The sequence below is a fragment of the Pseudomonas canadensis genome (genome assembly GCF_000503215.1).
In the GTDB taxonomy this organism is placed as follows: domain Bacteria; phylum Pseudomonadota; class Gammaproteobacteria; order Pseudomonadales; family Pseudomonadaceae; genus Aquipseudomonas; species Aquipseudomonas canadensis.
The window spans coordinates 221,436-240,687 of the sequence record NZ_AYTD01000016.1 but is presented as its reverse complement, the minus strand read 5'-3'; the positions used below and the strand labels follow the sequence as shown (position 1 = coordinate 240,687).

The following is a 19,252-nucleotide window of genomic DNA, read 5'->3' as shown; positions in this document are numbered from 1 at the left end:
TATAAATAATTGAACTTGCTGTTTAATTTTTCCCACAAAAAAAGCCCCGAATGATCGGGGCTTTTTCAATTGCCGGGGCAATGAGGAGCGGGTATCAGCCTTTGTAGGCAGCGACCGACTTCAGGATCTCGGCGCGGGCGGCATCTGCGTTGCCCCAACCGTCGATCTTCACCCATTTGCCTTTTTCGAGGTCTTTGTAGTTCTCGAAGAAGTGTTTGATCTGCTCCAGCAACAGGGGCGGCAGGTCGGTGTATTCCTTCACGTCCACGTACAGCTGGGACAGCTTGTCGTGTGGCACTGCGATAACTTTGGCATCGCCGCCGCCGTCGTCGGTCATGTTCAGGATGCCGACTGGGCGCGCGCGGATTACCGAGCCTGGGGTAACCGGGTAAGGGGTTACGACCAGCACGTCGAGGGGGTCACCGTCGTCGGCCAGGGTGTTGGGGATGAAACCGTAGTTGGCCGGGTAGAACATCGGGGTGGCCATGAAACGGTCAACGAACAGGCAGTCGCTGTCTTTGTCGATTTCGTATTTGATCGGCGCGTGGTTGGCCGGAATCTCGATGGCGACGTAGATGTCGTTCGGCAGGTCTTTGCCAGCCGGAATCTTGCTGTAGCTCATTGGGCGTTGCCCCCGTTAATTGGCCATTAAACATGGCCGGATTGGCCTAAAAGTGGCGGCGATTATAGGCACATTCTGACGCCGATGCCATGCGCCAGACGTCGTACGGTCATTCGTCTTGTGGCTGGTAGCGCGGGTCGCTGGCTTGCAGTTGGGTGAGGCGGGCCAGCGGATCCTGGCGATAGAAGCGGCTGAGTTGCGCGTACACCTGGGGATAGTGGCTGACCAGCAAATCCGGGGCGCTGAAAAAATATTCGCTGGTGACGGCAAAGAATTCAGCCGGGTTTTCGGCGGCGTAGGGGTCGATCTCAGTCTCGGCGTCCGGGTTGGCGTCCAGCTGACGGTTGAGGTCGTCGTAGGCGCTCTGCATCACGCTGGCCCATTCCTGCACGCGCATGTCGTTGTGCAGCGGCGGCAGGCCGTTGGCGTCGCCGTTGAGCATGTCGAGCTTGTGTGCCAGTTCGTGAATGACCAGGTTGTAGCCTTCCCAGTTGCCACTGGCCAGCACACCGGGCCAGGCGAGGATCACCGGGCCCTGTTGCCAGGCTTCGCCGCTGTGTTCGCCGTCCCATTCGTGTTCGATGCCACTGCTGTCGCGATGGCGCTGCGGGCTGACGAAGTCGTCGGGGTACAGCACGATTTCGTGGAAGCCCTGGTACCAGTCGAGGTCACCCAGATTCATCAGCGGCAGTTGCGCCTGGGCGGCGAGCAGCAGGCGTTGTTCCTGGTGCAGTTCGACGCCGGGCAGGGCGGTCAGGTGTTTTTCCGCAAGAAACACCACGCAGGCTTCGCGCAGCCACTGGTCCTGCTCGGCACTGATGCCGTCGAGGAAGGTCAGGTGGTGGCGCACCCGCTGCCAGGTGTCTTCGGCAATCGGGTGCTTGGCCAGCAAGCGCCGGCGACGCCAGGCGCTGAGGGACCACATCGCAGGTTACTGCGGCTTGGCTTCGGAGGATGTGCGGCCAAACCGGCTGCGGAACACACCAATGATCATCGGCACCAGCGAGAGCAGGATGATGAACACCACCAGCAGCGACAGGTTTTTCTTGATAAAGGGCACGTTGCCGAAGAAGTAACCCAGGGTCACCAGGCCACCGACCCACAGGATGGTGCCGAATACGCTGAAGCCGAAGAAGCGCGGGTAGGGCATTTTCGCGATGCCGGCAACGAACGGCGCGAAGGTGCGCAGGATCGGCAGGAAGCGCGCCAGGGTTACGGTTTTGCCGCCGTGCTTGTCATAGAAGTCGTGGGTCTTTTGCAGGTAGTCGCGGCGGAAGATTTTCGAGTTCGGGTTGCTGAACAAGCGTTCTCCTGCCGTTCGTCCAATTACATAATTGGTGCTGTCGCCCAGGATCGCCGCCAGCATCAGCAGGCCGGCCAGCAGCACCGGGTCCATGCCGCCGCCTGCGGCCACGGCGCCGGCGATGAACAGCAACGAATCACCCGGCAGGAACGGCATGACCACCAGGCCGGTTTCGCAAAAGATGACCAGGAACAGAATGGCGTAGATCCACGGACCGTAATTGGTTACCAGCAGGTCGAGGTAGACGTCGAGATGCAGGATAAGGTCGAGCGGGTTGAAATCCATGGATGGCACCTGTGTGAATGGCCCGGCTCAGCAGGCCTGTGCGGAAGCTCGGGTAATAAGGCTACAAGTGTATGCCGCAATTCTTACAACCCTGAAAGGTCCGCATTATACGGATTGAGCGGTGAAAAGCGTGTTGGTTTTGTAGCGGGGGATGTCGCAATGCCGCGGCGGTCGCTGCTCACCTGTAGGCGCTGGCTTGCCAGCGATGCAGGCGCCTCGGTGTAGCAGTGAGACCGAGGTGATGCTATCGCCGGCAAGCCGGCTCCTGCAGGTGATGGGGGTGTTCAGTCTTCGCTGATCGGCAATACGTAGTTCTTGAACTCCGTATCTTCGCGAAACCCAATCGACTCATAGGTCTTCTGCGCCACTTCATTGTCGCTGCTGGTCGATACCCGCAACCGTACCGCGTGGGTCTCCTTGGCCATTTTTTTCGCCGTGCGCATCAGGTTATCCGCCACCAGTTGCCGGCGTGCGTCTTCAGCCACATAGATGTCATTGAGGATCCACACCCGCTTGAGCGACAACGACGAAAAGCTCGGGTACAGCTGGCAAAAGCCCAGCAGTTTTTTGTCGTCATCATCCGCCAGAGCCAGGTAAATCACCGATTCCTTGCGGCGCAGGCGCTTCTCCAGAAAGGCCCGTGACGAATCCGGGAAGGGCAAGGCCCCGTAGAACTCACGGTATTTGACGAACAGCGGGGTCAACAGGTCCAGGTGTTCCAGGGTCGCTTGAGTAATCCGCATGCCAGGCCTCAACTTCCAAATGGGGTATGACCACACAAGCGGCCGTGACTCGATGCTGCCTAATGGCGCGAAAAAGCGCAATCGTGCCGCGATCAGTCATCCGGTGAACTGAGCAGGAAATTGCCTTTCATCAGGTCCGGATCATCCGATTCAATGGTCTGGACCTGCGCTTCGTCCTTGAGATTGACCCCCGACAGCTGGCGACGACACGCCTCTCGCATCAAGTACAGCAAACGGTGGGCGGCCATGCCATAGCTCAGGCCTTCCAGGCGCACATTGGAGATGCAATTGCGATAGGCGTCGGTGAGGCCGACCTTGGGGTTGTAGGTGAAGTACAGCCCCAGGCTGTCCGGTGAACTGAGCCCCGGCCGTTCGCCGATCAGGATCACCACCATCTTGGCACCAAGCAATTGCCCGATTTCATCGGCCACCGCCACGCGGCCTTGTTCCACCAGGATGACCGGCGACAAGGACCAACCTTCCCCGTGGGTTTGTTCTTCCATGCGTGTCAGAAAGGGCAGGGTATGTTTATGCACGGCCAGGGCGGATAAACCATCGGCCACCACCACGGCTAAATCCACGCCGCCGGGGTTGGCTGACGCATGGTCGCGCAGCGCTTGGGCGGATTCATCACTCAGGCGCCGACCCAAGTCCGGGCGTTGCAGGTAGCTGTGTCGGTCGGCAGCGGCACTGTGCAGCAACAGCGATTCACGCCCGCGCTCGGCCAGCTGGCTGCTGAGGCCCGCATGGTCAAAAGGTAAATGCACCGCGTCCCGCGCCTGGGCGTGGGCAAACTGAAAATCCAGCTGCGCATTGGTAGGAATGCTGGTGCCGGTGCGGCCCAGGGCAATGCGCGCCGGGGTCAGGCGGCGCAGTTCCAGCCAGGGGTTGTCAGGCAGGTCGAGTTGCACGGGCGGCTCCTTCATCCCAGTTGCGCCAAAGCTTGGCGAAAGGCCGGTGGCAGGCTGTTGCCGAAGTGCACCTTGCCGTCGGCTTGCGTGAAAATACCCATTTTTGCCAGCCACTGTTCAAACTCCGGCGCCGGTTTTAAACCCAATGTTTGCCGGGCGTAGAGCGCGTCGTGGAACGAAGTGGTCTGGTAGTTGAGCATGATGTCGTCGGAGCCGGGGATGCCCATGATGAAGTTGATCCCGGCCACGCCCAGTAGGGTCAGCAGGGTGTCCATGTCGTCCTGGTCGGCTTCGGCGTGGTTGGTGTAGCAGATGTCGCAACCCATGGGCACGCCGAGCAGCTTGCCGCAGAAGTGGTCTTCGAGGCCGGCGCGGATGATCTGCTTGCCATTGTAGAGGTACTCCGGACCGATAAATCCTACGACGGTATTCACCAGAAACGGTTTGAAATGTCGGGCTACCGCGTAGGCGCGGGTCTCGCAGGTTTGTTGGTCGACGCCAAAGTGCGCATTGGCCGACAAGGCGCTGCCCTGGCCGGTCTCGAAATACATCAAGTTCTGGCCCAACGTGCCGCGATTGAGGCTTAAACCCGCCTCGTAGCCTTCCTGCAACACGCTCAGGCTGATGCCGAAACTGGCGTTGGCCGCCTCGGTGCCGGCGATCGACTGGAATACCAGATCCAGCGGCACGCCACGGTTGATGGCCTCGATGGAGGTGGTGACGTGGGTGAGTACGCAAGCCTGGGTCGGAATCTCATAGCGCTGAATGATCGCGTCGAGCATCTCCAGCATGGCGCAGATCGAGGCGATGCTGTCGGTGGCCGGGTTGATGCCGATCATGGCGTCACCGTTGCCGTAAAGCAGGCCGTCCAGAATGCTCGCGGCGATGCCCGCCGGTTCGTCTGTAGGATGGTTCGGTTGCAGGCGTGTGGATAAACGCCCGCGCAGGCCCATAGTGCCGCGAAATTGCGTGACCACGCGGATCTTCTGCGCCACAAGCACCAGGTCCTGTACGCGCATGATCTTGGACACGGCGGCGGCCATCTCTGGTGTCAGACCTGGCGCCAAGGCGCGTAAGGAATGTTCGTCGGCCGCATCGCTGAGCAACCAGTCGCGCAGACCGCCCACGGTCAAGTGGCTGACCGCGGCAAACGCTTGTTTATCGTGGGTGTCGATGATCAGGCGGGTGACTTCGTCGCTTTCGTAGGGGATCAGCACTTCTTGCAGGAAGTGCTTCAGCGGGATATTTGCCAGCGCCATCTGCGCCGCCACCCGTTCACCGTCGTTCTGTGCGGCGACGCCGGCCAGAAAGTCCCCGGAACGCGCGGGGCTGGCCTTGGCCATCACATCCTTGAGGCTGTCAAAACGGTAGGTTTGTGCACCGACCGCGTGGGAAAAGCTTGCCATACAGTGTCTCCTTGACGACGCGGGCGGCTGCCCGCGTCGAGGTTTACGGCAGTTAGTGCAAGGCGGCCTCTGCGGCCTGGATCGCCGCGAATTCTTCTTCAGGCGTGCCTGCTACCAAGTGATGCCGGCTGTAGAAAGCAAAGTAAGCAATTAATACTCCATAGATGATCGCGGCGCCAATCACCACCCGTGGATCCACCAGAAAGCCCGCTACCACGGCCACGCAGGCCAGCACCAGCGCAACGCCGGAGGTAAAGATGCCGCCCGGTGTGCGGTACGGACGGTCCATTTTGGGGCGACGGATGCGCAGGGTGATGTGCGCGGCCATCATCAGCACGTAGGAAATGGTTGCGCCAAACACCGCCACCAGAATCAGCAGGTCACCCTGGCCGGTCAGCGACAAGCCAAAGCCGATGATGCCGGGGATCACCAAGGCCAGTACCGGCGCCTTGCTTTTATTGGTCTGGGACAGTTTGCGCGGCAGGTAGCCGGCGCGGGACAGTGCGAAGATCTGCCGCGAATAGGCGTAGATGATCGAGAAAAAGCTCGCGATCAGGCCCGCCAGGCCGACCAGGTTGACGAAACTGCCCATCCAGGTCGAGCCGCCGTAAGACAATGCCAGTGCTTCAACCAGCGGGTTGCCGGATTTGATCAGCGCGTAAGTACCCGCGCCGCCCGGTGCAATCACGAGGATAAGCAGGGCAAAACTGGTCAGCACCACAATGGCGCCGATCAGGCCGCGAGGCAGGTCGCGTTTTGGGTTCTTGGTTTCTTCGGCGGCCAGGGGCACACCCTCTACCGCGAGGAAGAACCAGATGGCATAGGGAATTGCGGCCCACACACCTACATAGCCAAACGGCAGGAAAGTGCTGGCGCCCTTGGCCTCGGTCACCGGAATGTCCAACAGGTTGGCGACATTGAAGTGCGGCACCATCGCGACCAGGAACACACCCAATGCAATTGCGGCCACGGCGGTGATCACAAACATCAACTTCAGGGCTTCGCCCACGCCAAAAATGTGGATGCCGATAAAGATGATGTAGAACGCCAGGTAAATCATCCAGCCGCCGATACCGAACAGCGACTCGCAATACGCGCCGATAAACACCGCGATGGCAGCGGGGGCGATGGCGTATTCGATCAGGATCGCAGTGCCCGTGAGAAACCCGCCCCACGGCCCGAATGCGCTGCGGGCAAAACCGTAGCCGCCGCCAGCGGTAGGAATCATGGAAGACAGTTCGGCCAGGGAAAAACACATGCACAGGTACATGGTGGCCATCAGCAATGTGGCGAGGAACATCCCGCCCCAGCCGCCTTGGGCCAGGCCGAAGTTCCAGCCGGCGTAGTCGCCGGAGATCACGTAGGCAACGCCGAGGCCGACCAGCAACACCCAGCCGGCGGCGCCTTTTTTCAGTTCGCGTTGTTGGAAGTATTGAGAGTCGACTTTTTCGAAGTCGACGGAGGATCCAGTAGGTTCGCTAGGCATGAGAAGTACCGTCCGTTCTTATTGTTTTGGTTGAGCGCGAACAGGCGTGGGCACCGGTAGACCGGTGCCCACGAGAGGGTCAGAAGAAACCGAGTGGATTAATGTCGTAACTCACCAGCAAGTTCTTGGTCTGCTGATAGTGATCCAACATCATCTTGTGCGTCTCACGGCCCACGCCGGACTTCTTGTAACCACCAAACGCGGCATGCGCCGGGTACAGGTGATAGCAGTTGGTCCACACGCGGCCCGCCTTGATCGCGCGGCCCATGCGGTAGGCGCGGTTGATGTCGCGGGTCCACACGCCGGCGCCCAGGCCGAACTCGGTGTCGTTGGCAATTGCCAGGGCTTCGGCTTCGTCCTTGAAGGTGGTGATGCTCACCACCGGGCCGAAGATTTCTTCCTGGAATACGCGCATTTCGTTGGTGCCCTTGAGCAGGGTCGGCTGGATGTAATAGCCGCCGGCCATGTCGCCGGTGAGCTTCTCGACCTTGCCGCCGGTCAGCAGTTGCGCGCCTTCGCCTTTGGCGATTTCCAGGTAGGACAGGATCTTGTCGAACTGCTGCTCGGACGCCTGGGCGCCGACCATGGTGTCGGTGTCCAGCGGGTCGCCGCGTTTGATCGACTCGATTTTCTTCATCACGACTTTCATGAAGTCGTCGTAGATCGACTCTTCCACCAGCGCACGGGAAGGGCAGGTGCACACTTCACCCTGGTTGAAGAACGCCAGCACCAAGCCTTCAGCGGCTTTCTCGATAAAGGATGGCTCGGCTTTCATGATGTCGGCGAAGAAGATGTTCGGCGACTTGCCGCCCAGTTCCACGGTGGACGGAATGATGTTCTCGGCCGCCGCATGCATGATGTGCGAGCCGACGGGCGTCGAGCCGGTGAAGGCAATCTTGGCAATGCGCTTGCTGGTGGCGAGGGCTTCGCCGGCTTCTTTGCCGAAGCCTTGAACCACGTTCAACACGCCAGGTGGCAACAGGTCTCCGATCACCTCCAGCAGCACGGTGATGCCCAGCGGGGTTTGCTCGGCGGGCTTGAGCACCACGCAGTTACCGGCGGCCAGGGCCGGCGCGAGTTTCCACGCGGCCATCAGGATCGGGAAGTTCCACGGGATGATCTGGCCGACCACGCCCAGCGGTTCATGGAAGTGGTAGGACGCGGTGTGTTCGTTGATTTCGGCGCTGGTGCCTTCCTGGGCGCGGATGCAGCCGGCGAAGTAGCGGAAGTGGTCGGCGGCCAGTGGGATGTCGGCGTTGAGGGTTTCACGCACGGCCTTGCCGTTGTCCCAGGTTTCGGTGATGGCCAGCAGTTCGAGGTTCTGTTCGATGCGGTCGGCGATTTTCAGCAGGACCAGCGCGCGGTCCTGGGCCGAGGTCTTGCCCCAGGCGTCGGCGGCGGCATGAGCGGCATCCAGGGCCTTGTCGATGTCTTTGGCGGTGGAGCGCGGGAATTCGGCGATTGCCTTGCCATTGACCGGCGAGGTGTTGGTGAAATAGTTGCCGTCGACCGGCGCAACGAACTCGCCACCGATGTAGTTGCCGTACTTGGCCTTGAACGAAACGATGGCGCCTTCAGTACCGGGGTGTGCGTAACGCATGGTGGGTATCTCCTGGCTTTTATGTTTATTCGGAGTGCAGCGCTGCTGCGCTTACAAAGCGTAGAGCAAAGGTTGGGCCACCGCTTCGCCCGCCAGGTAAATCAACGGGTTAGGCTTTGTAGCAAGGCGTTGCTGTGGCAGGCGCGATACAGGCGATGTGACAGTTTGTGCCACAAACGGTACAGCCTGTGACCGGTGGGTCGCCCTGGGATTGCATTGGCTGGATGGCTGGGGGATGCTGGCAGTTCTCACGCAGGGAGAATAATAAGAAATGCACAACGATCATTTCAGTCGCCATGCCCAGCAAGTCCTCACCGTGGCCCATGGCCGCGACCCGTCCAGCGATCCATCCATCGCCCGCTCCTGGCTGCGTTGCCTGGAGGACTACCACCTCGACCCTGCGCAAACCATTGCACCCACTGTGCTTGAACATGGTCGCTTGCTGGAAAGCCGCGAGCGTCTGCAGCAAGTGCTGCACATCGCCGGCAGCGAGATGAACAGCTTGCATCAACAGCTCTCGGGCGCCGGCCATGCGGTGTTGCTTACGGATGCGCGCGGGGTGATCCTCAACTGTGTCACCGCGCCGTCCGAGCGCAAGATTTTCGAGCGCGCCGGGTTGTGGCTGGGTGCGGATTGGAGCGAGGCCTGCGAAGGTACCAATGGCATCGGCACCTGCCTGGTGGAGCGCCAATCCCTGACCATTCATCGTGACGAACACTTCCGTGGCCGGCATACCGGGCTGACCTGCTCGGCGAGCCCGGTGTTCGACCCTCATGGGGATCTGCTGGCGGTGTTGGATGTGTCCTCGGCGCGGGAGGCGGTGTCGCGCCAGAGCCAGTTCCACACCATGGCGCTGGTGAACCTGTCGGCGAAGATGATCGAGAGTTGTTACTTCCTGCGCCATTTCGAAAACCATTGGCTGTTGCGTTTTCACCTGCAGGCCGAGTCGGTGGGGCTGTTCAGTGAAGGGCTATTGGCGTTCGATGGCGAAGGGCGAATTTGCGCAGTGAACCAAAGTGCCCTGAACCTGCTTGGGCAGTTGCGGGGCGGTTTGCTGGGACAGCCTGTGGAGGGGTTTTTCGACTGTTCCCTGGATCAATTGCTCGGCCGCGCCAGCGCCAATGCCACGGCCAGTTGGCCATTGCGCACCCGCGATGGTCGACAACTGTTTGCCGCATTGCGCGGGCAAGTGCGCAGCGTACCGGCGCCTTTCATCAAGCCTGCGCCTGCGCCGTTGCCCGGCATTTGCCTGGGCGATCCGACGCTGCAACAAGATTTTCGCAAGGCGCTGCGGGTGTTCGAACGCGATGTCCCGTTGTTGATCAACGGCGAAACCGGTTCCGGCAAAGAAGCCTTCGCCAAGGCGGTGCACCTGGCCAGCCAACGTGCCGACAAGGCGTTCGTCGCACTCAATTGCGCCGCCATCCCGGAAAGCCTGATCGAGAGCGAGCTGTTCGGCTATCGCGGTGGCAGCTTTACCGGTGCGCGCAAAGAGGGCATGCAAGGCAAGTTGCAGCAAGCCGACGGCGGCACCCTGTTCCTCGATGAAATCGGCGACATGCCCCTGGCGTTGCAAACCCGGCTGTTAAGGGTGCTGGAGGATCGGCTGGTGGTCCCGCTCGGCGGTGAGCCCCAGGCAGTGAACGTACGAATTATCAGCGCCACCCACCGGAATTTGCTGGAGCGTGTGCAGGACGGCAGCTTCCGCGAAGATTTGTATTACCGGCTCAATGGCCTGGAAGTCGGCTTGCCGCCTTTGCGCGAGCGTAGCGATAAGTCCCAGCTATTGGATTTCCTGCTGGCCCAGGAGGCCAATGGTGAGTCGGTCGCCCTCGACCCGTCGGCGCGTGGGGCGTTGTTGGCGTTTGCCTGGCCGGGTAACGTCCGGCAGTTGCGCACGGTACTGCGCACCCTGGTGGCGCTGTGTGAGGGTGGGCGTGTCGGCCTGGAGGATTTGCCCGCGCAGATTCGTCAGGCCCGACCCGTGTCGGTCACGCAGGCCAAATCGATGGAATCGCCGTTGGAAGACGCCGAGCGCCTTGCATTGCTCACTGCTTTACAGCAACAACGTTGGCACATGACGCACACGGCAGAGCAACTGGGCGTCAGCCGCAACACACTGTATAGAAAGCTGCGCAGGCACGGCATCGCACGTCACGCCCTCAGCTAAAGGGTGCGATTTTCGCCCCCCTGCGCTAACCTGCCTCGATGTTTTACGAGGTCGACTATGCACATTCATATTCTCGGTATTTGCGGCACGTTCATGGGCTCGATGGCAGTACTGGCCAAAGAGCTGGGCAATCACGTGACAGGCTCCGACGCCAATGTCTATCCGCCCATGAGCACGCAACTCGAGGCCCAGGGCATCGAGCTGACCCAAGGCTACGACCCATCGCAATTCGATCCGGTCCCGGACCTGGTGGTGATCGGCAACGCTATGTCGCGTGGCAACCCGGCGGTCGAATACGTACTCAATAAAGGTTTGCCTTATGTGTCCGGCCCGCAGTGGCTGGCCGACCATGTGCTGCAAGGCCGCTGGGTACTCGCGGTTGCGGGCACTCATGGCAAGACCACCACCAGCAGCATGCTGGCCTGGGTGCTGGAACATGCGGGCATGAGCCCGGGCTTCCTGATCGGCGGTGTACCGCAGAACTTCTCGGTGTCGGCGCGCCTGGGCGATACGCCGTTCTTCGTGATCGAGGCGGATGAATACGACAGCGCCTTCTTCGACAAGCGCTCCAAGTTCGTTCACTACCGCCCGCGCACGGCGATCCTGAACAACCTGGAATTCGATCACGCCGACATCTTCCCCGATCTGCCGGCCATCGAGCGTCAGTTCCACCATTTGGTGCGCACTATTCCAAGCGAAGGCTTGGTGATCCACCCGACCACTGAGCCTGCCCTGCAGCGTGTGATCGAGATGGGCTGCTGGACCCCGGTGCAAACCACCGGCGCGGGCGGGCAGTGGCAGGTCAAGCTGCTCAGCGAAGACGGTTCCAGATTTGAAGTGCTGTTCGAAGGCCAAGCCCAAGGCATCGTCGAATGGGACATGACCGGCCAGCACAACGTCGCCAACGCCTTGGTCACCCTCGCAGCTGCGCGGCATGTAGGCGTGGTGCCGTCCATGGGCATTGCAGCGTTGAGCGCTTTCAAAAGCGTAAAGCGCCGCATGGAAAAAGTCGCTGATGTGAATGGGATTACCATTTATGACGACTTTGCCCACCACCCCACTGCCATTGCTACTACGTTGGATGGCCTGCGCAAACGGGTCGGTGATGCGCCGATCATCGCGATTGTCGAGCCGCGCTCCAACTCCATGAAGCTCGGTGCCCACCGCGATGGCCTGCCGGAAAGCGTCAACGATGCCGACCAAGTGGTCTGGTACGCGCCGGCCAACCTCGGTTGGGACCTGCCGGCGATTGCTGCCCTGTGCACTGTGCCGTCCATCGTCTGCGACTCCATCGAAGGCATCATTGAACACGTCAAGCACCAGGCCAAGCCGGGCACCCACGTGGTGGTCATGAGCAACGGCGGTTTTGGTGGCCTGCACGGCAAACTGGCCGAGGCGCTGAAATGAGTGGCCCGGAACGCGTCACGCTGGCGATGACCGGCGCCTCCGGTGCGCCTTATGGTTTGCGCCTGCTGGATTGTCTGGTGCGTGAAGACCGTGAGGTGCACTTCCTGATCTCCAAGGCCGCGCAACTGGTGATGGCCACCGAGACCGACGTGGCGCTGCCGCCCAAGGTACAGACGATGCAGGCCTTCCTCACCGAATACACCGGTGCGGCGGCGGGGCAGATCAAGGTGTATGGCAAAGAGGACTGGATGTCGCCCGTGGCGTCTGGTTCGGGTGCGCCGGCAGCGATGGTGGTAGTGCCGTGTTCCACCGGAACCCTGTCGGCGATTGCCACGGGTGCCTGCAACAACCTGATCGAGCGCGCAGCGGACGTGACCTTGAAGGAGCGCCGCCAGTTGATCCTGGTGCCCCGTGAAGCGCCGTATTCGAGCATTCACCTGGAGCACATGCTCAAGCTGTCGAACATGGGCGTGACGATTTTGCCGGCCTCGCCGGGTTTCTATCACCAGCCGCAGACCATCGATGACCTGGTGGATTTTGTGGTGGCGCGCATTCTCAACCTGCTGAACATTCCCCAGGACATGCTGCCGCGTTGGGGCGAGCACCATTTGAGCAGCGATGAATAAGGCGCTGCTGATCGTGCTGGCGCTGCAACTGACGGGCTGCGCCACGGCGCGCACGTTGGACGCGGCGCAACCTGGCGCGCCGGTGGTGTATGCCGGCACGCGGTTGGATTTGTATGCAATGAATGGCGGTTGCTGCGCCAAGGACCGATTTGGTGCCGAGGCGCCGGCTTATCCCGGTGTGGATCTGCCGGCGAGTGCGTTGCTCGATACGTTGTTGTTGCCGCTGTCGGTGTTGACGGTGTTGGGCGTTGGCTTCAATGCCACAGGCGGTTTGTAGGAGCGAGCTTGCTCGCGAAGATCGTTAAGGAAAGCGCGGGTGTCCTGGAAGAACTCGGCGCCTGGGCGTTCTTCGCGAGCAAGCTCGCTCCTACAGGTATTTGAAACCTATTATTTGCCTAGCTTGCGCAACTCATCCGACTCCACCACCCGCACCCCATCCTGCTCTTCCAGCGCCAGGCGCCACATGGCCCGGGCCAGTTCGCACACTTCGATGCCACGGTATTTGCCGGGAATCAGCTTCGACAACGGCCCGGCCAGTTGTTCGGCCAAGCGCGGTTCCAGCCGTTCCCCCAACAGCAACGATGGCCGCACGATGGTCAGTTGTGGCCAGTCCTGGGCTTTCAACGCCTCTTCCATTTCCCCTTTGACACGGTTGTAGAAGATCGAGGATTTCGGGTCGGCGCCAATCGCGCTGATCACGATCAGGTGGCGTGCGCCCATTTCCCGCGCGCGTTTGGCGAAGGCCACGACCATGTCCAGGTCGACGGCGCGAAAAGCCACTTCGGAACCCGCCTGTTTGAGGGTAGTGCCCAGGCAGCAGAAGGCGATATCCACCTGGCCGCTCAGTTGCGGCAGGAACACTGCCGGGTCGCCCACCGGGTTTTCCAGGTGCGGGTGTTCGGCCAGTGGCTTGCGGCTGGGCGCGAGCACCCGGGTCACGGTAGGTTCGTTGAGCAGGCGGTCGAGCAGGTGTTCGCCGGTGAGGCCAGAGGCGCCAGCGAGCAAGATATGCTGCGGTGTCAGGTACATGGTGTTTCCCCCTCGTTACACATTACAGCTTAGTTGCCTTTGGCTTCCTTGCTATTCATTGAGACGCTTTCGAGCGCCTTTCGTGCCTGCTGTTTGCGTAATAATTGCCAGTGGGCGATCACGCCCTTGGGGGCCCAGATTTGCGGTTCGGAGGCTTCGAAGTTGTCCGCCTGTTCGCGTTCGGCCACATGCAGTTGCGCCAGCTTGAAGGCTTGCTGCAAGTCGTCGGTCTGGTTGAAGGCTTGGGCGAAGAGGGCGTCGCCAAAGTAGGTGAAGTCAGCTTCCTCGGAGCAACCGAAGGACACGCGATCGGCACGGGACGCGGTCATGATCAAGGTACGATCATCCTTCAAGGCCGGGATGAAACCACCGGAGTAGCAGGCGGAAATCACCACGATCTTGTCCCGGTTCTTGAGCGGCGCCAGCACGGCGGCCAACTCATCGGTGGGCAGGTCGGCCAGCTCCATGCGCGGTTGGTCCAGCACCAGCTCGTGTTCGTGGGTGCCGTGGCTGGTCATGTAGATAAACACCAGGTCTTCCGGCCCGGTGCGGTCGGCCAGGGTCTGCGCGGCGCGGCGCAGGCTTTCGCGAGTGGCCAGGGGGCGGTCGGCAATGTGGTCGCGGTGGTTGACCAGGCGAATCTGTCCGCGTGCGCCAAAGCGGGTGGCGAGCATGTTGCTGACATAATCGGCTTCGCGCAGGAACACGCTCTGCTTGCCGTCGCCGGCCACGGCCAGGGTGTACAACTCCACGGCCGGAGTGGAGGTGGGCACGGCGGCGAGGGCGGCGTCGAGCAAGCGGCCCTGGGCGAGCACGCCGATCTCCAGCGGGTCGGGCAGCAGTTTGCCGTCGGCGTCACGCACGCGCATGCCGTTGACCCAGGTGCCGGCCTGTACGGTACCGTCGGTGAGGGCCAGGGTGCCTTTACCTTGATAGCTGTCGCTGTCGAAACCGCCGATATAGAAGCTGCCGTCGGTGAGGTTCAGGCGGCCTTCACCCGTGAAACGCCAATCGCTGAACTGGCCGACATAGTGGCTGCCGTCGACGCCGATCAATTCGCCCTTGCCGGTGAGCGCGCCTTCCTTGAACTGGCCGATCCACACGTCGCCGTCGGCGTTCTCGTAGCGGCCTTTGCCGTTCAGTTGATTTTGTTTGAACTGGCCGACATAGATGTCGCCGTCGGCACTGTTGAACGTGCCATTACCTTCCAACTGGCCATCAACGAAATGACCGCTGAACTGGTTGCCGCTGTCGTCGTTGCGCTGGCCTTCGCCATTCGGCTTGCCGTGGGCGAATTGGCCCTGATATTGGCTACCGTCGGCCAGTTCCAGGCGACCGAGGCCGGAATACTGGTCGTCCTTGAACTCGCCGCGGTAGGTCATTTGCCCCTCTTTAAGGGTGCCTTCACCGTTGCGTCGACCATTCTTGAAACCGCCCACATAGTGGCTGCCCGCCGTGGTCAGGCTGCCCTGGCCGTCGAACAGGCCCTGCTTGAACTGGCCTTTATAGACTTCGCCGTTGCTGCCATGCCACTCGCCCTGGCCGTGCCACTGGCCTTTGTCGAACTGGCCGGCGTACCAACTGCCGTTGGGATAGTCCACGCGGCCCTGGCCTTGCAGCAAGCCATCGACCACATCGCCCCGGTAACGGCCGCCGTCGGGCAGGCGCGCATCGGGCGGCAACAGCGATTCGCCGTCTCCGCAAGCGGTGAGCAACAGGGCAAGGGCGAGGGGAGCGAGTGGGCGCATAGCGGGATCCGGATAATTGAGCGCCGAGTATGCCGCAGCTGCGAGTTTCATACATAAATTTACATACGCTGTGGTGAGGATTTTGCCTCTCCACAGACCCGTAGGAGCCGGCTTGCCGGCGATGCTCTTCAACGATGGCGCAGGCATTCGGAGGGAATGCGGCGGCTGTGCGTTTTTCGCTGGCAAGCCAGCTCCTACAGGGCGGGGGGTTACACAAAGTAGAGTGACAACGACTCCGCAATGTAAGCCGGTTTTTCCTGGCCTTCGATTTCCAGGGTGGCAGTGGCCTTGAGCAGCCATTGGCCGGGCTTTTTCTCGGTGACGTCATTGAGCTTCACGTTCAGGCGTACCTTGGAATTGACCTTGACCGCCTGGATGAAACGCACGCTGTCCAGGCCATAATTGACGGCCATCTTCAGGCCTTCGGGCACTATCAGCAGGTCTTCCATCAGCTTGGGCATCAGTGACAGCGACAGGAAACCGTGGGCGATGGTGCTGCCGAACGGGGTTTGCGCGGCCTTGACCGGGTCGACGTGGATGAACTGATGATCGCCAGTGGCTTCTGCGAACAGGTTGATACGCGCCTGGTCGATGGTGAGCCATTCGGAACGTCCCAGTTCCTTGCCGACATAATCTTTGAGCTGCGCTACGGGTACATAGGGCATTGCGTCTCTCCTTGGTTCATCACGCTGTGTACAACGTCTGGTTTTTTATGGGTTACAGAGAACCAATGTAGATCATCATGGCCAATCGGCTCGGTCAACCCACCATGCTTTTGGCGAATGCCGGTGCATAGGGCGGGCGTGCTTATAATGCGGGCGAGTCTTGAGGGGGAAGAACGGATGCTGTTACGTGGCCTGACCTGGCTGGTGCTGTTTCAACTGATCGGCACGGCGATCAATCATTTGCTGTTGCCGGTGCTGCCGGGGCCGATCATCGGCTTGCTGCTGATGCTGGGTTTCCTGATCTGGAAGGGCGAAGTCGGCGAGCCCTTGAGCCTGGCCGCCAGCAGTCTATTGCGTTACTTGCCGTTGCTGCTGGTGCCGCCGGCGGTGGGGGTGATGGTGTATGCCAAGGACATTGCCGCGGATTTCTGGGCCATTGTTGGCGCGCTAGTGCTGTCGCTGGTGATCGCCATGGGCCTCGTCGGTGTGTTGATGCAGCAGATGGTCAAGCGCAAGGAGAAGGATCAATGATCTTCGACTGGCAGGGCGCGTGGACGGCGGTGATTCATCACCCGTTGTTCGGCATCGGCATCACCCTCGGCGCTTATCAGCTGGTACTGGCAGGGTTTGAGAAAACCCGCTGGATCTTCCTGCAACCGGTGCTGGTGTCCATGCTGCTGGTGATCGGCGTGCTGATCAGCTGTGGCCTGAGCTACGCCGAGTACCGCAAGAGCACCGAGATCATGGGCATCCTGCTCGGCCCGGCGACGGTGGCCCTGGCGGTGCCGCTTTACCTGAACCTGCGGCGCATTCGCCAATTGTTCTGGCCGATTTTTACTACGCTGGTGATAGGTGGGGTGTTGGCCACCGGCCTGTGTGTGCTGCTGGGTTGGTGGTTTGGCGCCGAACACATGATGCTGATGACCATGGCCCCCAAGTCGGTGACGTCGCCGATCGCCATGCTGGTGGCTGAACAGATTGGCGGCGTGGCGGCGCTGGCGGCGGTATTTGTGCTGATCACCGGCGTGATCGGCGCGATGATCGGTCCGGCGTATTTGTCCCGCCTGGGTGTGCACAGCCCCGAGGCGCGCGGCATGGCGCTGGGCATGACGGCCCACGCGGTGGGCACCTCGGTGGCCCTGCAGGAAAGCGAAGAATGCGGCGCCTTTGCAGCGCTGGCGATGAGTCTGATGGGCGTGGCCACGGCGGTATTCCTGCCGCTGGCCGTGTCGATGATCGTTTAAATCGGGTTTAAGGAAACCTTTATGAGTCTGGCGCTGTTCCCGCTCAATACCGTGCTGTTCCCTGGCTGCACCCTCGACCTGCAACTGTTCGAGGCGCGCTACCTGGACATGGTCGCGCGTTGCATGAAAAAGGGCGAAAGCTTCGGCGTGGTGTGCATTCTTGACGGCCAGGAGGTGGGCACGGCACCCGACGGCTACGCATTGATCGGCTGTGAAGCGCTGATCCGTGACTTCAAACAACAAGACAATGGCTTGTTGGGGATTCGTGTCGAGGGCGGGCGCCGCTTCCGCGTGCGGGACGCTGGCGTGCAGAAAAATCAGTTGCTGGTGGCCGAGGTGCAATGGCTCGAAGAACTGCCGGATCAACCCTTGGAAGAGGAAGACGCCGACCTGCTGGCGCTGCTCCAAGCGTTGGCCGAGCACCCGATGGTGGCCTCGCTGGACATGGACGCCCACGCCGACGGGCAGCAAGCCTTGGGCAATCAGTTGGCGTATCTGCTGCCCTTTACCGAGGCCGACAAGATCGACCTGCTGCAACTTGATGACCCGCAGCAGCGCCTGGATGCGATCCAGATGCTCCTCGACGAGCTGCAGGGCGAACTGTTCACTTAATAGGCGTAGCGCAGCAGGGCGTGGGGCGTGCCGGTGAGCGCGATGAAACTCAGCACCGCGACCAGCGCCGGCAGCAACAGCCACCAGGTTTTTTGCGACATGGCCGGCAGCGGGCTTCGGTACTGGCTGACGCCCAGGCTGAACGCGCACACCGTCATCGCCAGCAGTGTGCCAGCCAGGATGTCCGTGGGCCAATGGGCACCTAGGTAAACCCGCGACAGCGCAATGAACGCGGCGGGAATGCAGCCCAGCAACATCCAGGTCAGGCGCAACCGCACGGGTTGCCCGCGACCGGCCAGGATCGCCAGGGCCAGGAAAAACGCGAACGCCCCGGACGCATGGCCGCTGGGCATGCTGAAACTGGTCAATGGGTCTGTCAGAATTTCCGGGCGGCCTCGCGCGAAAAACAGCTTGGTCCCCGTGTTGATCACCGCAGCCCCGGCCAGCGTTGCGCCGACAAACACGGCATGGCGCCATTGTCGCGCCAGTAGCAAGAGACCGGTGAACACGGCACTGGCGAAGAACATCTTCTTGAATTCGCCCAGTTGGGTGATGCGTACCATCACCTCGTCCAGCCAGGGGCTGCGGTGTTCCTGCACCAGGGCGCTGAGGCCTTTGTCGAAGTTGTCCAGCGAGTGGTAGCCAATAAACAACGCAATCAACAGCACCAGGCTGGCACAGCCAATCCACAAGGTGGCGCGACGATGGCCGCGCAAGCTGCTGTTCAGGCTCAGTCCAATCAATACCGCAAGGCATCCCGCAACTACTGCCGCTTCGGGCCAGAAACCTTCGGGCAAAGGCAGACGGAAAGCCGCGCCGGTTGCCCAGCCTGGCAGCAGATACGCCACCGACCAGCCTGCGGCCGCGACGATGCTGACAATCGCAAAGCGCGGGAAGGGCATGTCGCACATCCCGGCCACCATCGGCAGCATGGGCCGCAGCGGGCCGATGAAGCGGCCGACCAACAGGCTGGCGATGCCGTACTTGTGGAAGTAGGTCTCGGCGCCGTTCATCCATTCAGGGTGGTGACGTAAGCCGGGCAAGCGCCGGATGTTCTGATGGAAATGTCGGCCCAGGAAGTAGGAAACCGCATCACCCAGTAGACCGCCGAGGAAACCCAGCAACAGGGTTTCACTGAGTGACAACGCACCGCTGCCGGCGAGGGCGGCAATGGCAAACAACAACACCGTGCCCGGCACGATCAACCCGGCGATGGCCAGGCACTCCACGCACGCGACGATAAACACCGCGACCGCCAGCCATTCGGGGTTCAGGGTCAACCAGCCGGTAATGCTATCGAGCCATTGGCCCATACAATCCCCTCCATCCAGGTTCGTGCACCTTGTAGGAGTCCGGCTTGCCGACGATGGCGACCTTGAGATCGCTATCGCCGGC

At 61.2% G+C, this 19,252-nt stretch carries 19 protein-coding genes; 7 read left to right on the top strand and 12 right to left on the bottom strand.

Going from position 1 to position 19,252, the window contains the following annotated elements; translation table 11 throughout:
• Positions 1-94: 94 nt before the first annotated feature.
• From ppa to exaC, 8 genes are all read right to left on the bottom strand, one after another.
• A complete protein-coding gene (gene ppa, locus U367_RS0118250; protein ID WP_003219382.1) occupies positions 95-622 on the bottom strand; it encodes an inorganic diphosphatase in 528 nt (175 codons plus the stop codon).
• A 109-nt stretch (positions 623-731) separates the two neighbouring features.
• Positions 732-1,547, bottom strand: a complete 816-nt coding sequence (locus U367_RS0118245; protein ID WP_028618094.1) for a M90 family metallopeptidase — start codon at positions 1,545-1,547, stop codon at positions 732-734.
• Positions 1,548-1,553: 6 nt separating this feature from the next.
• Positions 1,554-2,210, bottom strand: a complete 657-nt coding sequence (locus U367_RS0118240; protein ID WP_028618093.1) for a DedA family protein — start codon at positions 2,208-2,210, stop codon at positions 1,554-1,556.
• 284 nt (positions 2,211-2,494) lie between these two features.
• On the bottom strand, positions 2,495-2,953 hold the full coding sequence (locus U367_RS0118235) for a GNAT family N-acetyltransferase (protein ID WP_017735604.1): 459 nt from the start codon (positions 2,951-2,953) through the stop codon (positions 2,495-2,497).
• A 92-nt stretch (positions 2,954-3,045) separates the two neighbouring features.
• On the bottom strand, positions 3,046-3,879 hold the full coding sequence (eutC, locus tag U367_RS0118230; protein ID WP_028618092.1) for an ethanolamine ammonia-lyase subunit EutC: 834 nt from the start codon (positions 3,877-3,879) through the stop codon (positions 3,046-3,048).
• Complete coding sequence (locus tag U367_RS0118225) at positions 3,876-5,270, bottom strand: ethanolamine ammonia-lyase subunit EutB (protein WP_028618091.1); 1,395 nt, start codon at positions 5,268-5,270, stop codon at positions 3,876-3,878. Before U367_RS0118225 ends, eutC begins: the two co-directional genes overlap by 4 nt.
• A gap of 52 nt (positions 5,271-5,322) precedes the next feature.
• Positions 5,323-6,756 carry an ethanolamine permease gene (eat, locus tag U367_RS0118220; RefSeq protein WP_028618090.1) on the bottom strand — a complete coding sequence of 478 codons (1,434 nt, stop codon included), beginning with the start codon at positions 6,754-6,756 and terminating at the stop codon, positions 5,323-5,325.
• Positions 6,757-6,835: 79 nt separating this feature from the next.
• Positions 6,836-8,356 (bottom strand): acetaldehyde dehydrogenase ExaC, encoded by a 1,521-nt coding sequence (exaC, locus tag U367_RS0118215; protein ID WP_028618089.1) that lies wholly within the window; start codon positions 8,354-8,356, stop codon positions 6,836-6,838.
• A 271-nt stretch (positions 8,357-8,627) separates the two neighbouring features.
• On the opposite strand from exaC, the gene U367_RS0118210 reads away from it, so the two are divergent.
• From U367_RS0118210 to U367_RS0118195, 4 genes are read left to right on the top strand one after another with little or no spacing between them, the layout of a single operon-like run.
• Positions 8,628-10,526, top strand: coding sequence for a sigma-54-dependent Fis family transcriptional regulator (locus U367_RS0118210; protein ID WP_028618088.1), 1,899 nt, complete (start codon positions 8,628-8,630; stop codon positions 10,524-10,526).
• Positions 10,527-10,583: 57 nt separating this feature from the next.
• Positions 10,584-11,933 carry a UDP-N-acetylmuramate:L-alanyl-gamma-D-glutamyl-meso-diaminopimelate ligase gene (mpl, locus tag U367_RS0118205; protein ID WP_028618087.1) on the top strand — a complete coding sequence of 450 codons (1,350 nt, stop codon included), beginning with the start codon at positions 10,584-10,586 and terminating at the stop codon, positions 11,931-11,933.
• Positions 11,930-12,559: a flavin prenyltransferase UbiX gene (ubiX, locus tag U367_RS0118200; protein ID WP_028618086.1), complete on the top strand. Its 630-nt coding sequence runs from the start codon at positions 11,930-11,932 to the stop codon at positions 12,557-12,559. The genes mpl and ubiX overlap by 4 nt, the downstream gene beginning before the upstream one ends.
• Positions 12,552-12,836, top strand: a complete 285-nt coding sequence (locus tag U367_RS0118195) for a YceK/YidQ family lipoprotein (protein WP_028618085.1) — start codon at positions 12,552-12,554, stop codon at positions 12,834-12,836. Before ubiX ends, U367_RS0118195 begins: the two co-directional genes overlap by 8 nt.
• A 110-nt stretch (positions 12,837-12,946) precedes the next feature.
• On the opposite strand, the gene U367_RS0118185 is transcribed toward U367_RS0118195, so the two are convergent.
• The 3 genes from U367_RS0118185 to U367_RS0118175 all read right to left on the bottom strand — a co-directional run bounded on the left by U367_RS0118185 (position 12,947) and on the right by U367_RS0118175 (position 16,001).
• The gene (locus U367_RS0118185) at positions 12,947-13,588 is read right to left on the bottom strand and encodes an oxidoreductase (protein ID WP_028618084.1); all 642 of its coding nucleotides are present in this window, start codon (positions 13,586-13,588) and stop codon (positions 12,947-12,949) included.
• A 29-nt stretch (positions 13,589-13,617) separates the two neighbouring features.
• Positions 13,618-15,336 (bottom strand): C13 family peptidase, encoded by a 1,719-nt coding sequence (locus U367_RS0118180; protein ID WP_028618083.1) that lies wholly within the window; start codon positions 15,334-15,336, stop codon positions 13,618-13,620.
• Positions 15,337-15,545: 209 nt separating this feature from the next.
• Positions 15,546-16,001: a MaoC family dehydratase gene (locus U367_RS0118175; RefSeq protein ID WP_028618082.1), complete on the bottom strand. Its 456-nt coding sequence runs from the start codon at positions 15,999-16,001 to the stop codon at positions 15,546-15,548.
• A 177-nt stretch (positions 16,002-16,178) separates the two neighbouring features.
• Here U367_RS0118175 and U367_RS0118170 point away from each other — a divergent pair, with 177 nt between their 5' ends.
• From U367_RS0118170 to U367_RS0118160, 3 genes are read left to right on the top strand one after another with little or no spacing between them, the layout of a single operon-like run.
• A complete protein-coding gene (locus tag U367_RS0118170; RefSeq protein WP_028618081.1) occupies positions 16,179-16,532 on the top strand; it encodes a CidA/LrgA family protein in 354 nt (117 codons plus the stop codon).
• A complete protein-coding gene (locus U367_RS0118165; protein ID WP_028618080.1) occupies positions 16,529-17,245 on the top strand; it encodes an LrgB family protein in 717 nt (238 codons plus the stop codon). The genes U367_RS0118170 and U367_RS0118165 overlap by 4 nt, the downstream gene beginning before the upstream one ends.
• Positions 17,246-17,266: 21 nt before the next feature.
• Complete coding sequence (locus U367_RS0118160) at positions 17,267-17,857, top strand: LON peptidase substrate-binding domain-containing protein (protein ID WP_028618079.1); 591 nt, start codon at positions 17,267-17,269, stop codon at positions 17,855-17,857.
• Here the strand turns inward: U367_RS0118160 and U367_RS0118155 are convergent.
• Complete coding sequence (locus U367_RS0118155) at positions 17,854-19,170, bottom strand: bifunctional DedA family/phosphatase PAP2 family protein (protein WP_028618078.1); 1,317 nt, start codon at positions 19,168-19,170, stop codon at positions 17,854-17,856. The two genes, U367_RS0118160 and U367_RS0118155, sit on opposite strands and share 4 nt — an antisense overlap.
• Positions 19,171-19,252: the final 82 nt, after the last annotated feature.